Here is a 13,252-nt window from a genome sequence, read left to right as displayed (position 1 = left end):
TCTTCCTCAGTCTCTGGTTGCTTCTGATGCTGTCGAGCCTGTGCCGCCCCCGTGTGTCGGTAGTGGCCCTGGCTGATTCATACCCACGCCGTGACGACTCGGTGGGTGGCAACGGATCATGAAGCACATGTCTGACACATCTCGACGAAGACTCCTCGCCGCCTTCGCGGCCTCTGCCGCCGCCCCGCTCACGGGACTGGCCGCAGCCCCGGCACGTGCCGCCGCGGTCACGGACGTGCCGGCCTTCCCGGGGCCGGATGGCCTGTCCTCGGCCCGTTCGTGGGTGCGCATGGCGCCCTTGGACGCCACGTACTTCACCCCGGTGGCCCTCACGACCCCGCTCACCACCACCGTGCTCGCCGGCACCCCGGCCCGCACCGAGGTCACCTCCGGCGGCAAGCGCGTCGCGCTGCTGACGCACGGCGCGCGAACCGTCGTACTGCCCGGCCCGCAGCGGACGTTCGCGGAGAACAAGCGGCCCTTCTCGGAGGAATTCCAGCGGACACTGCCGGATCTCGCGCTGGACAAGGAGGAGCGGGTGTACTGGGGCACCTCTCCCGGCGGCGGCAGGTGGATCACGTCCGACACCTTCAAGACCGACTTCTCGGTCGTGCCGGGCACCGGGATCATCGACCTCACGACCGCCGGGTACAGCCGGCACGCCAGCCTGCTCGACGAGCACATCACCGACGTCGACGTGCGCTGCACGGCCAGGTTCGACAAGGTCCCGACCGGACAGGCCTGTTCGTTCGCGCTGACCTTCGGCTACGTCAGCACCCAGAATCACTACCGGGCGCGGCTGTCCTTCCTCACCTCCGGTGCGGTCGAGATGCGGTTGGAGAAGGAGGTCGACAACGACGTGACCGCGCTGGGAACGGCGGTCACACAGGCCACGGGTGTGCAGGCAGGATCCGACTGGACGATCCGGGTGCGGCGGGAGAGTGCCCGGATCCAGGCGAAGGCCTGGCCGTCCGCGTCGGCCGAACCATCTTCGTGGGCCTTCGACCTCAACGACTCCACGCCCTCGTTGACCAAGGGCCGGGTGGGTCTGCGCGCCTTGGCCAACGAGGGCTGCACCAACCTGCCGGTCCGCCTGTCCGTGAGCCGCCTCGAGGTGGACGCCGCGAACTGGGCGGTCCTGCTGACCGTCGCCCACGGTGACTGGGTGCGTCTGCTGCCGGAGCCGTTCGACGGTACCTGGACGGCCGAGCTGGAGCAGACGATCCGCGGCTGGGCCGGATCCACCGTCCCGGACGTCCTCGCGTACGCCGCGATGTTCCTCGGCGGCGCTGCGACGGTCACGGCCGGCGCCGGACCGGCCCAGGGCAAGCAAGTGCTGGGCGAGGCCGGGTACGGCTATCTCGACCCGCAGGGCTACCGGCTCGAGGGCGCCGACTTCCACGAGTACATGAAGGTCGGCTGGACCTTCCCGGACGGCACGTACAAGGGGCCGTCCAGCAAGCAGGTCGGCAACCTCGACTGCTCGGGCTACACGCGCATGGTCTACGGCTACCACCTGGGCTTGCCCCTGGCCGCGGAGGAGGACACCTCGGGCACGCGGATCCCGCGCAAGTCCCGGCACATCGCCGACTACGCGCCGGGCGTGGTCGTCGACCGTGCCACCGGGGCCACCCCGCAGGCCGCGGCCCTGCTCCAGCCCGGCGACCTGGTGCTGTTCAACGCCGACTCCGGTGACGACGGGGTCAGCCCGACCCTCGACCACGTCGGCATCTACGTGGGTCTCGACGACGCCGGCGGACGCCGCTTCCTCTCCAGCCGCAAGACGGCCAACGGGCCCACCATGTCCGACCTGGGCGGTGCGTCCCTGCTCGACGACTCAGGGACCTACGCCAAGACACTCCACACCGTGCGCCGTATCTGAGCCCGGCCGGGAGCCACCACGCCCCACACGAACCGGTGGGTGTGGGCTCCCTCCCTGGCCTCCGCGGGGCCGTGCACTCTCATGTCCTGCTGGGCCAGGTGGAGTTCGCCCTGGCCCAGCACGACCAGGGGCGGCGCGGGCAGTTGCGTACGCAGCGGCGGCGGCTTCGGCGACGCGGGAAACCGCTCTACGAGGTCTCGGCCCGCGCCGTCGCCGCAACTGCCCTGGCCGCGCTGGGCGATCACGCGACCGGCCTGGAGGAAGAAGCCCGTGCGCAGGCGCTGTTCCAGAGTGATCTGTGACAGCGCTGTGACCGGAGGTGTGGGCTCCGCCACAGCCCACGAGGGCGTCCCCCTGGTGTGGTGGGCGGATGTCCACCGCCTCCCGCACCGCTCCCGCCGTCCTCGCCGCCGCCCTGCTGCTCGCCGCCTGCGGGTCCCAGAGCGTCTCGCCGGGCGGAGGTGCCGGCGGCGGCCCGGTCCGGACCGAGGCACTGTGCCCGTCGGGCCTCTCCCGGTACGGCAGTCCGCCGTCCTCAGAACCGTCCGTTCGTCCCTCCGGCACGCCGACCGCGCTCCCCCTGCCCTCCGTCGGAGGTACGGCCGAGGACGGCGTCAAGATCACCGCGCTGTACGCCTGGGGCCCGGACGGCGGCTGCGCGGGAGTCGCCTACAGCGCGGTCTTCGAACTGACCAACCGGCAGGCGGAGACCGCCACGTACACGCTGACCTTCGGGTTCCTCTCGGGCTCCGGAGGCGCGGTCGACAACGTGGAACACACCGTCGAGGCGGTCGGGCCGGGGCGGACCGTCAAGGGCACCGTCGTCATGGGGGAACCGGTCGGGAACGCACCCGAGGTGACGGGCATTGAGGTGATCAAGACACGTAGCGTTCCAGAAGCCGAGGTGCCGTCCGCCTCGGGAACGTGCCCGAAGTCGGGCATGCGCCTCTACGCCGACCAGGGGGACGCGGCCATGGGGCTGCGCGTCGTCGGCCTGCACCTGGTCAACTGCGGTACCGGGCCCCTACGGCTCAAGGGCTACCCGAAGCTCACGATCCAGGACGAGGACCACCACACCGTGGATGGCGTACAAATCCTCCAGGGGACCGATCAGATCAGTACCGGCCTTGGTGGGGACGGCAGACCGCAGCCGGTCGTCCTGCGTCCGGGTGAGGCTGCGCTGGCCGAACTGGCCTGGCGGAACACCACCCAGGCCGGCGAACCGGTGAACGCGCCCTACGCCCGTGTATGGGCCACGCCCGCGGCCGATCCCGTGACGGTGACACCGGAACTCGACCTCGGGACGACCGGAGAGCTCGGCGTCGGTGCGTGGCGCAAGGACGAAACGCACCGGGAACCGGCCGGCACCACCGCACGTCCGTGATCGCGCTCCTCGCCCTGATCGCGTGCGCGCTCGTCGTGTACCTTCTCGCGCACCCGCGTACGGCATCCGGGATCAAGGTCGTCCTCCTCACCGCGCCCCCGGTGGCAGGAGTCATCTGGCTTCTTGAGGAGGTGTACAAGAGGCTGTTCACCGCAGTGGCCGTCGCCGCGGTGTTCGTGGTCGTCCTGATCGCGCTGCTTGGGCTCCTCGGCCACCCTCGCCTGCCGATCTGGGCGAAGATGATCGTGTTCGGCACGGTTCCGGTGGCGGCGCTGGCCTGGCTGCTGGTGGTCACGGCGGACGACACGCTCAAGGACCCCGGCGAGGACCCGTGCTCCATGTACTACGGGGGCGTCGGTGTCTCGAAGGCGTTTCCCCCACAGGCGTACTGCCGCTACGAGGACGGCAGCACCCACCACCTCGCGACCGGCACCCAGTTCGTGTTCTGGGTCTGCTTCGCCATCAGCCTGGCGCTGCTGTCGATGGGCCTGTGGCAGGCGGTACGGGACCCGAGAACGCTCGTGCGGCAGTTCCGCTCCGGGGTGAGTCAGTCCACTACAGGAACCCCATGAGCTGCGCCACGGCCGCCGATTGACGTAGGTATCGCCGGATGAGTGGACTTGGCCACCGCCCGGCAGGGTGATCATGGTGGGGGCATGTCTGACAACCGATCAGCTGCGGCACCGTATGTGGTGCGGCTCCCCCAGTACACGAAGGCGGACACACCGGCCTGCGGCGACTGCCTGTCGCTATCGGTGATGCCGAGACAGAGGTGGTGGGAGTCGGCGGGGTGGCCGTCGCCCCCGGTATGCAAGGTCGGAGCCTGGCTCGGCTCGTCGTCACAGCTGCACTGGAGCACACCCGCACGATGGGTCCTCAGCATGCACTCCTGTTCTGCCGGCCTCCCCTCGTGCCGCTCTACCGTCGCCTCGGATGGCACCCGCTCGATACGGACGTACTGGTCGAACAACCCGAAAACCGCCTGGTGACCATGCCGCTGCGGACCATGGTGACGCCTCTGCGCGACGGTGCCCACTGGCCCTCAGTGCCATTACGGCTCTTCTCGCTCTCTATGTGACGCACGGTCACCCGGCCCGGCGGCAAGGGGCCTCGTCAAAGGCCACGTGGCTTTCAAGATGCTCAAGCGACTCAACAAGCGCGCAGTTCGGCCGGGCGGTCCAGGGCATACACCGTGACGGGGCGGCCCTGCAGATGGTCCTCTCGACGCGGCGCGAACCCCAGGCGCGCGGCCACCCGCACCGAGGCGTCATTGCCCGCCCGGATGAGAGCCGTGAAGTAGTCGTCGTCAAGCTCGGCGAACCCCCAGTCCAGACACGCTAGAGCGGCCTCGGTCGCAAACCCGTGCCCCCAGTGATCCGCTCGAAGCGTCCACCCCAGTTCCACCTCATCGAACTGCTCCCAGTACTGCAGGCCGCTTCGACCGATGAACTCCCCGCTCGACTTCAGCTCGATCGCGCACAGACCATGGCCTCGCTCAGCCCACTGCCGCTCGATCGCAGTGAGGCGTTCGAGTGCTTGCTGACGCGAGAAGGACCCGACGAAGCGGTTGACCTGCGGGTCGGCATGAAGCTCGACGAAAACGTCTACGTCGGACACACGCAGAGGCCGCAGGAGCAGCCGCTCAGTCTCGATCATGGGTCCGAGGATAATTCTCGCCGCCACCGAGCCCCCACGGTCTACGGCGTGGGATTCCGCGTCACTGGTGATGTTCTCCGTCTACGGGGCGGCGGAGCGGGAGCAAGCGATCCGGGGCAAGCCCGCCCGCCGACCCTGCCAAGGCTTGGACCGTCATAGCCGCGGTTCTCGATTCCCGCCCCCGCACCGCACCCGCACCCGCACCCGAGCTCAGCTGCAGCACAAGCCAGTACTCCTGTCGCGCACATGCTGGAACGAGCAGGCCTGGCAGCACTCAGCCGCGACCAGACGAATTCGCCGCCCTCAGCGACGAGTTCCTCGGCTGCCCGCCGTGCTGGGCGTGCGGCGTGCCGCAGCTCACAGCGGCTGTGGGACGGGGGCGGGGAACAACCGGAGCTGGTTGGCCGTTCATCCGTATGTGGCTGGTGGGGGGGGACAGTGTCCCCGGGCCTCACCTATAGCCCATGGGGACGATCGTTCGGCTGAAGCCCCATGGAGCCTTTCGCCGAGAGGCGACCGCCCTCCGCACGCCACCGCACACGGCCCCGGCTGGTCTCCCCCGTCCAGCCGGGGCTTTCGTGCGCCGACAGTCCGCGCGACCCCGATCTCGCCCCTTCCCTGGCCGCCTTTCAGGCGAGGTGAAGCGTGCTCAGGGCCGTGGTCCAGTCGGTGACGATCGCCTGCTGTGCGGCGGCGAGGGTGACTGTGCCCTTGCAGACCGCGGTGTGCAGCTTCGTCTCCACCGGGTCCTTCGCGTTGTTGACCCCGGAGCCCTTCTTGTGGCCGGGGTCGGCCGGCTCGACCCACAGGTTGCGGTAGTCGTTGGGGTCCCCGCCCAACTGCAGGCTGATCAGGTGGTCGTACTCGGCATCCCCCATGCGTCCGGTGAAGCCGTAGGAGGCGGCGTTGAGCTTCTTCTCTTTGCCCGTCACGTACGTGGAGGGGCGCACCCCGGAGGTGTAGCCGCCCTTGCGGCAGATCGTCGAGGCCAGGTTCGCCTGAGTGACCGCCGGGGATATCGCGCCCGGCGTGCAGGCCGGATCCTCCAGCGGTTCCCCCTTGAGGTACCGGTAGTGGCAGGAGCCCGCGGCCGGCTGCTTTTGCACCGTGTAGTGCTTCTGCGGTCCCGCCCCCACCGCGATCGCCCGCGCCGAGCCGGTCGGCGCTCCCGTCACCGGACTCTGCGTCCCGGACGACGTCGACGTGCCGAGGGAGACGGGTGAACAGCCCGCCAGCAGCAGACTGGTGAGCAGGATGGGCGGCACGGTACGGCGGGCAGAACGCATGATGGTCCCTCACAGGCAGACGGTGGCACAGTGGCTGAGCAGATGCTCCTCCATGCCGCTGTCCTGCCGCCGCGCGGGGTCCGGCTTCGTCGTCCGACACGTCGCCGCGCCCTCGGGTGAGGTCGGCGGCGGCTCTTGGAGCCACTTGCCGGAGCGTGCGTTGGTGGTGCTCGGCTCCCCGCTGCGGCTGCGTCACCGTTGCCGGTTCCGCCCGGGCGCCCCTCCCCCTGCCGGCAGCGCTCGTACGGACCGGGCGACCTCGTCGCGGAGGTCGTCGAGGCTGTGGTCGGGGCCGAGGACCATGCGCCGCAGCTGGGGCATGGCGATGCTCCAGCCGGCCAGGGCGAGGGTGAAGAACACGCGGGTCCGCGCGTCGCCGTCCGGCCCGTCGGATTCGGCGGCGTCGATCTTGTCCTGGTAGTGACGGGTGCGGGCTTCTTCCGCCGGGACGGGCTCCTCGCCGATCTCCAGGGCCTCCCACATCACCAGCCGCAGGGCCTCGGGGTGGGCGCGGTGGTAGTCGAAGAGGCGCTCGGCGTAGCCGGGCAGGTCGTCGCTGGGTGGGACGGCCTCGGCGAGGTCGGCCAGGGTGCGTTCGACGACGACGGCGAATAGCTTGTTCTTGTCGCCGAAGTAGTCGTAGATCGCACGCTTGTTGGCCTTGGCCGCGGCGGCGATACGGTCCACCCGGGCGCCGGCGACGCCGTGCGCGGCGAACTCCGTGGTCGCCGCCGCGAGGATGCGTTCTTTGGTCGCCGTGGAGTCGTATGCCATGCAACCGATGGTAACGAACTGGTTCGTTTGACGAATTTCAATGGTGCGTGCCACGCTCGATGACCGAACCATCCAGTTCGTTCGGTTGGAGCTGAGTGATGTCCCGCAAGCTGCCTCTCCTGATGGCACTGGCCTGTGGCGTCGGCGTGGCGAACGTCTACTTCCCCCAGGCCCTCACCCCCCTCATCGCCGACGGTCTCGGCGTCACGCCGGCCACGGCGGCGATCGTGGCGACGGTGACCCAACTCGGTTACGCCGTCGGAATCTTTCTGCTGGTGCCCCTCGGCGACCGCCTCCCCCGCCGCCCGCTGATCACCGGCCTGCTCGCGACGACCGGGGCAGCCCTCCTCGTCGCCGGTCTCGCCCCGGCCACCGGCCTCCTCCTGGCGGCAGGTGCCGTGGTGGGCGTGGCGACCGTGGTTCCGCAGCTCCTGCTGCCCATGGCCGCGGGTCTGGTCGAGTCCGACCGGCGCGGCAGTGTGATCGGCACCCTCCAGGCGGGCCTGATCGGCGGCATCCTGCTGGCCCGCACCTTCGGCGGCGTACTGGGCGAGCACCTGGGCTGGCGCGCCCCGTACCTTGTCGCCGCCGTGCTCACCGGGCTGCTGGCCGTCGTCCTCGGCCTCGCCCTGCCGGGCAACGCACCGGCCGTGCACGACCGCTACCCAACCCTGCTCGCCGACACCCTGCGGATGCTGCGCGACGAGCGGGAGCTAAGGCGCTCCGTGCTCTTCCAGGTCACCCTCTTCGGCGGGTTCAGCGCGGCCTGGACCGCGCTGGCCCTGCTCGTCACCGGACCGCGCTACGGCATGGGCACCCAGGCCGTGGGGCTGCTGGCCCTGATCGGGGCGGGCAGCATGTTCTGCGCCCCGGCGGCCGGCCGCTGGGTCGACCGGCTCGGCGCCGACCGGGTGAACCTGTGGTGCATCCTGGCCGCCCTCGCCGCGGCGGCGGTGCTCAGCGCGGGCGCGCTGGGTGGAGCCGTGGGGCTGGTGGCGCTCGCATTCGGACTGCTCCTTCTGGACGTGGCGGTGCAGTGCGGTCAAGTCGCCAACCAGGCCCGCATCTTCGCACTGCGCCCCGAGGCCCGCAGCCGTCTGAACACCGGCTACATGACCTGCGCGTTCCTCGGCGGCAGCGCAGGGTCATGGCTCGGCACCCGCGCCTACGTCCAGCTGGGATGGGGTGCCGTCTGCACCCTCATCGCCCTTGCCGCGGTCCTCGCCCTCGCCGCGTACATGACCGTTCGCCGCGGGCAGCGCAGCAGCCAGGAGACCCCGCCGCGGTTGGCCGATCTGCCGCGGTGAGGTCCCCGCCAGGCACCGAGGCGGTACACCGCCTGGTCGCGCGAGGCCGCACCGTGCCGAGAGCGCCGACTCGGCACGGTGCGGCGGTCGGTGCGGTCGGGGGTCAGCCGCCGTTGAAGCGGTGGGACCCTGCAAAGACCCGGTAGACCTTGTACGGCGCGCCGCCCGAGGTGTCGTCACGTACGTGGGTGGCACCCCGGGGCGCGGTGACGGGCTTGTCCTGGGTGGGGACCCAGATCTCGGCCGCCGTGTTGTACGGGATGGTCACCGCGAGGTCGATCCGGCCGTCCTGGCGGCGCCGCCATTGCGAGGACACCTTGCCGCGCACGGTGTCGATCGAGGCGCTGACATGGTTCAGGAGCGCAGGCGACAGGTCGGTGTCCTCGGTGTTCTCCGGGACCCGGCTGTTGACGGCGGCCGCGGGGATGTACGGGCGGATGCGCAGCGTCTCGTAGGCGGTTGACGTCGGCCTGATGCCGGCCAGGCTCTGGTAGAACCAGGTGGCCACGTTGGAGCGGTAGTGGTGGTCGACGGAGAGCCGGTCGGTCCACTGCTCCCACAGCGAGGTGGCGCCCTTGGCGATCTGGTACACGTAGCCGGGCACGCCGGTCTGGGTGACGGCCTTCAGCGCGGTGTCCGTGTAGCCGTACTCGCTGAGGATGTTGAACTCGTAGCGCGAGCCGTACATGTCGTTCTGGAGGTGCTGTCCGGCGGACGTGATGCGGTCGGCGAGCAGCTTGGCGAGGGCCTTCTTGTTCTCGGCGAGCGGCTTGGTGCCTGGCAGGTATCGGGGATCGCCGGGGTCGAGGTCGGAGCCGGGGACCAGGTCGAAGGCAATGGCCATGGCGTTCTCGCTGGAGATGCTGCCCTGGGTGAAGTACCCCTGTGAGGCGTCCCAGTAGTCGCCGATGAACGCTCTGCGCAGGGTGCGTGCCAACTGGGCGTAGTGGGCGGCCCGTTCGGTACGGCCCAGCCTGCGGCCGACCTCGTCCATGTAGTCGCAGAAGTGGATGTAGCACGCGAGGCTGATGACGGCGTTGCTGCCGGGGGCCTCGGCACCGGAGTAGGCCCCGAGCGAGGCCTCGTACTTGTAGCCGTTCTCGGCGGTGAACAGCGTCTCGTAGTACTTCAGGAGGGTGTCCTGGTGGTCGTACAGCTCGGCGAAGAGACTGCTGTTGCCGTAGTACGTGTGCAGCTCCCTCGGGATGACGAAGTACGCCGAGTCCCAGGCCGGGACCGCCTTCCATGTGGCGTTCCAGCCGGGGGTGTGGTCGTAGCCGTATCCGCCCTTGGCGATCGGTACGAACATGGGCAGCTGGCCGGTGGAGATCTGTGTGTCGGGGAAGTGGCGCAGGTAGTTGGTGAGGACGGCGTTGACGTCCCAGGTGAGGGATTCGGACTCGGAACTGGCCATGGCGTCGCCGGTCCAGCCGTTCTTCTCGCGGGACGGCGTGTCGGTGGGCTTCTGTACGAGGTTGTTCTGTTCGGCCCACTCCAGGTTGCGGTGGAGGCGGTTGAGCAGGGCGTTGTCGGTGGTGAAGGTGCCGGTGCGGGCGAAGCCGGAGCGGGCGACGCCGACGGTCAGGACGTCGGCGTCCCGGGTGAGGTCGGGGGTCCGGCCGAGAACGGCCTCGAGGTTCATGACCTCCAGGTAGCGGAAGCCGAAGTGGCTGAACTGCTGTTCCCAGGTCTGCGTCGGCCGGCGGCCCAGCGTGTAGTAGTGCGTTTGGAGATTGGCGTCGTGCTGGAAGTTCTCCTCCTCCACGGAGAACGGGGAGGAGGCCGTGCCGTCGCCGCCGCTGATGCGGTTGCCACCCCGGATACGGAGGGTGAGGCCCTCCCTGTCGGAGTGGATACCGGTGAGGGACAGCCGTACGAGGCCGGTCATGATCTGGCCGTAGTCCAGGACCCAGACGCCCGAACCGAGTGCCGTCTCGGTGAGTGATATCGGGCGCAGGGTCTGGTTGACCAGCACCGGTTCCGCCTCGTGGGCGCGAACAGCCGCCGGTCGGAAGCCGTCGGGGATCGTCGTGGCGGGGAGTGCGCCGTGGTACTCGGGCGACGGTCCCGAGCAACTGCCCGGCGGGATCAGCACGGTGGCCGGGCGCCAGTCACGGCCCGTGCGGTGGCCTGTTGAGCGCCACTCCCCCAACTCGTCGGCGCGGCGGGCATCGTACTTCTCGCCCGAGTAGACCGAGTCGAAGGTCGTGGGCCCGTCCGTGGTGAGCCAGTCCTTGTCGGTGACGAGGGTGGTGGCGGAGCCGTCGGTGTACGTCACGACGAGCTTTGCGCGCAGGCGGGGCGCGCCGCTGTACGGGGCGAGTTGCCAGTACCACTCCTGAGGAGTCGTCACCCCGTACCAGCCACGGCCCAGTTCGGCGGCGACGACGTTCTCGCGGCCATCCCGGAGCAGCCCGGTGACGTCAAAGGTGTCGTACAGGACCGTGCGGTCGTAGGTGCTCTGGTCGGTCAGGAGGCGGGGCACGTTGGTGTGGTCGCGGGTCGCCCGCTTGCCGTCGACGGTGATGAGGTCGCCGTTGACGGTGAAGGTGACGTTCCCGGCGGCGCTCAGATGCAGGCGGGCCCTGGAGACGCGGCGGCCGCGGGGCAGGGTGAAGGCGCGGCGCAGCAGGGGTGCCGGGTTGGCGATGGGGAGAATCGCGTTCTTGGCGGGGATGAACGGGTTCTTCGGCGCGAAGGTCAGGCCCGAGAGCGTGCCGATGCCGGCCTCGAAGGGATTGGCGCCGGTGGTGAGGTCGACGGCGAAGTCGGGGGCGCCGGTGCCGGTCACCTTGACGTTGCGGATGGTGGCGCTGGTGCCGCCGGCGAAGCCGAAGCTGCCGTGGCGGCGGATCTGGTCGCCGGTGAGGGTGCGGCTGTCGACCTCGACGCCGTTGACCGTGGTGGTGACGGTGAGGCCCACGGCCTTGACCTGGACGGTGTGGTCGCGGGTGGCCCAGGTGTTCTTGGTCAGGCCGGTCGAGGCGGGGATCGTGACTGTCGCCACGGGGACGGTGCGGGTGCCCGCGGTGGTGGGGTTGGTCTCGCTCTGGGGGTCGTAGTGGTTCACGCCCCAGTCGGGCTCGGAGGTGCCGTCGTCGATCCAGGTGTTGCCGGCGTAGTGACGGGTCGCCATGACTAGCCGCATGGCGTCGCCGCTCTGCGTGACAGTCCAGTTCAGGCCCTCGCCCCAGGTCTTGCCGATGGGTTCGGCGCGCAACAGCAGGGACAGGCCGGCGGTGGGGTCCGCGCCGCCGCGGAAGACGACCGTCCCGGTGAGGTCACGCCAATCGTGGTCCTGGGGCTGACGCCCCCCGATCCACTGCGCACCCGACCAGCCCTTGTCGCCCTTCGCCAGCCCGGTCTCCCAGCTCGCGGGCTCACTCCACGGTCCGGGGGTGCCCTTCTCGTCCCAGGTCCGCACTCTCCAGAAGTACGCCCGCTCCGCAGTCAGAGCCCCGCCGCCGTAGGCGACTCCGGTGCTGTCGGAGCTCGCCACCTTGCCGCTGCGCCAGACGTCCTCGGTGCCAGGGGCGGTGCCGACCCGGATCTCGTACGCGCTCTGCCTGGCGACCGGGGGCACCCAGCTGAAGGTCGGCTCGGTCTCGGTGCCCAGCGGCTCGGTGCGGGAGTTCACCTGCAGCCCGGCCGGTGCGGCAACGTGTCCGCCCGCCGCCCGGGCATACGGCGCGGCGGCGAGCGGGAGGGAAGCTCCGGCCGCCGCGGTCATGATGCCGATCATGTGCCGGCGGCTCAGAGCACTTCTGTTGTCCTCGTCCACGGATCGTTCCTTTCGTGAGCAGAAGGAATTGAAACGATTCAATACCTTCCAAGTGGAAAGCTTACGAATGGCACGGGCGAAGCACAATGGTTGCGTTCAGGGTGGCACCGGTCGCGGCGCCCCCATGTTCACTGGACGGACAGCGGCGTTGTGCGGGCAGGACGGCCTTCGGATACTCGCGTGTGACCGCCTGCCGCGATCGGCAGCCGACCGTCGCGAGGGGACACCGACGTGATCATCCAGGACGAAGCCCAACTCACCGCGGCCGTGCTTGCCGAGACGGAACGGGCCGGCGACCCGCGTGTCAAGGAAGTCATCCAGGCGCTGGTGCGCCATCTGCACGATTTCGCCCGCGAAGTACGGCTGACCGAGGAGGAGTTCGACACCGCCATCACCATCGTGACCCGGCTCGGCCGGCTCACGACGCCCAGCCACAACGAGGTCAGGCTGATGGCGGGCTCGCTGGGCCTGTCGACGCTGGTGTCCCTGATGAACAACGGCACCGAGGACAAGCCCACCTCGGCGAACCTGCTCGGCCCGTTCTGGCGCCAGGGCAGTCCGACCATGAACAACGGCGAATCGATCGTCCGCTCGCCCACCGGGGGACCACCACTGTTCTTCACCGGCCGAATCGTCGACACCAAGGGAAACGCGGTCGCAGGCGCGGCAGTCGACATCTGGCACGCATCACCGGCCGGCCTGTACGAAAACCAGGACCCCGAGCAGGCCGAGTGGAATCTGCGCGGCAATTTCTTCAGCGACGAGGAAGGTGTGTTCGCCTTCCGCAGCATCAAGCCTTCCGGCTACCCGATACCGGCAGACGGGCCGGTGGGCGATCTCCTGACCGCGCTCAAGCGCCACCCCTTCCGGCCGGCGCATCTGCATGCGCTGATCTACACACCGGGATACAAGACGATCGCGTCCCAGCTCTACAGCCACGACGACCCCATTCTGGAGTCCGACGCGCAGTTCGGTGTCGTACAGCGCCTCATCGGCACATATGTGCGCCACGAGAACGAGCCGGCGCCGGACACGGACGTAACCGAACCCTGGTACAGCCTGGAGTTCACCTTCGTCGTCGAGCCGGGCGAGGCCTGGCTGCCGACGCCGCCCGTGTCGGCCAAGCGCGACACGACGCCGGACCGCATGTGACGTGACCATGCCATCGCCCGGCAGGGGCCT

At 69.6% G+C, this 13,252-nt stretch carries 10 protein-coding genes and 1 pseudogene; 7 read left to right on the top strand and 4 right to left on the bottom strand.

Going from position 1 to position 13,252, the window contains the following annotated elements:
• Window positions 1-127 precede the first annotated feature (127 nt).
• From AQJ46_RS44380 to AQJ46_RS53275, 5 genes and pseudogenes are all read left to right on the top strand, one after another.
• Entirely contained in the window at window positions 128-1,882 is a 1,755-nt protein-coding gene (locus AQJ46_RS44380; RefSeq protein WP_059211045.1) for an NlpC/P60 family protein, read from the top strand.
• Between the two features lie 71 nt (window positions 1,883-1,953).
• Complete coding sequence (locus AQJ46_RS44375) at window positions 1,954-2,184, top strand: hypothetical protein (RefSeq protein WP_159064170.1); 231 nt, start codon at window positions 1,954-1,956, stop codon at window positions 2,182-2,184.
• Window positions 2,185-2,252: 68 nt separating this feature from the next.
• Complete coding sequence (locus tag AQJ46_RS44370) at window positions 2,253-3,266, top strand: DUF4232 domain-containing protein (protein WP_059211043.1); 1,014 nt, start codon at window positions 2,253-2,255, stop codon at window positions 3,264-3,266.
• The gene (locus AQJ46_RS44365) at window positions 3,263-3,838 is read left to right on the top strand and encodes a hypothetical protein (protein WP_059211042.1); all 576 of its coding nucleotides are present in this window, start codon (window positions 3,263-3,265) and stop codon (window positions 3,836-3,838) included. Before AQJ46_RS44370 ends, AQJ46_RS44365 begins: the two co-directional genes overlap by 4 nt.
• 149 nt (window positions 3,839-3,987) lie before the next feature.
• A pseudogene (locus AQJ46_RS53275) lies at window positions 3,988-4,344 on the top strand (GNAT family N-acetyltransferase); the annotation flags it as partial.
• Between the two features lie 71 nt (window positions 4,345-4,415).
• Here AQJ46_RS53275 and AQJ46_RS44355 read toward each other — a convergent pair.
• The 3 genes from AQJ46_RS44355 to AQJ46_RS44345 form a co-directional block, all read right to left on the bottom strand.
• A complete protein-coding gene (locus tag AQJ46_RS44355) occupies window positions 4,416-4,922 on the bottom strand; it encodes a GNAT family N-acetyltransferase (RefSeq protein ID WP_059211040.1) in 507 nt (168 codons plus the stop codon).
• A 629-nt stretch (window positions 4,923-5,551) separates the two neighbouring features.
• Window positions 5,552-6,208, bottom strand: coding sequence for a hypothetical protein (locus AQJ46_RS44350; RefSeq protein WP_225887582.1), 657 nt, complete (start codon window positions 6,206-6,208; stop codon window positions 5,552-5,554).
• Between the two features lie 192 nt (window positions 6,209-6,400).
• Window positions 6,401-6,982, bottom strand: a complete 582-nt coding sequence (locus AQJ46_RS44345) for a TetR family transcriptional regulator (RefSeq protein WP_059211038.1) — start codon at window positions 6,980-6,982, stop codon at window positions 6,401-6,403.
• A gap of 98 nt (window positions 6,983-7,080) precedes the next feature.
• Here AQJ46_RS44345 and AQJ46_RS44340 point away from each other — a divergent pair, with 98 nt between their 5' ends.
• Complete coding sequence (locus AQJ46_RS44340; RefSeq protein WP_059211037.1) at window positions 7,081-8,289, top strand: MFS transporter; 1,209 nt, start codon at window positions 7,081-7,083, stop codon at window positions 8,287-8,289.
• Between the two features lie 103 nt (window positions 8,290-8,392).
• Here AQJ46_RS44340 and AQJ46_RS44335 read toward each other — a convergent pair whose 3' ends face one another.
• Window positions 8,393-12,070, bottom strand: a complete 3,678-nt coding sequence (locus AQJ46_RS44335) for a family 78 glycoside hydrolase catalytic domain (protein WP_225887581.1) — start codon at window positions 12,068-12,070, stop codon at window positions 8,393-8,395.
• 231 nt (window positions 12,071-12,301) lie between these two features.
• On the opposite strand from AQJ46_RS44335, the gene AQJ46_RS44330 reads away from it, so the two are divergent.
• On the top strand, window positions 12,302-13,222 hold the full coding sequence (locus AQJ46_RS44330; RefSeq protein WP_059211036.1) for a dioxygenase family protein: 921 nt from the start codon (window positions 12,302-12,304) through the stop codon (window positions 13,220-13,222).
• Window positions 13,223-13,252 lie beyond the last annotated feature (30 nt).

It is taken from the genome of Streptomyces canus, assembly GCF_001514145.1.
Lineage (GTDB): Bacteria > Actinomycetota > Actinomycetes > Streptomycetales > Streptomycetaceae > Streptomyces > Streptomyces canus.
Note: the sequence above shows the minus strand (reverse complement) of the source record. Positions and strands in the feature narration are given on the sequence as shown.

Coding starts and splice junctions, on each gene's coding strand:
- AQJ46_RS44380 (WP_059211045.1), top strand. CDS start 128: ATGTCTGACACATCTCGACGAAGACTCCTCGCCGCCTTCGCGGCCTCT.
- AQJ46_RS44370 (WP_059211043.1), top strand. CDS start 2,253: ATGTCCACCGCCTCCCGCACCGCTCCCGCCGTCCTCGCCGCCGCCCTG.
- AQJ46_RS44355 (WP_059211040.1), bottom strand. CDS start 4,922: ATGATCGAGACTGAGCGGCTGCTCCTGCGGCCTCTGCGTGTGTCCGAC.
- AQJ46_RS44350 (WP_225887582.1), bottom strand. CDS start 6,208: ATGCGTTCTGCCCGCCGTACCGTGCCGCCCATCCTGCTCACCAGTCTG.
- AQJ46_RS44345 (WP_059211038.1), bottom strand. CDS start 6,982: ATGGCATACGACTCCACGGCGACCAAAGAACGCATCCTCGCGGCGGCG.
- AQJ46_RS44340 (WP_059211037.1), top strand. CDS start 7,081: ATGTCCCGCAAGCTGCCTCTCCTGATGGCACTGGCCTGTGGCGTCGGC.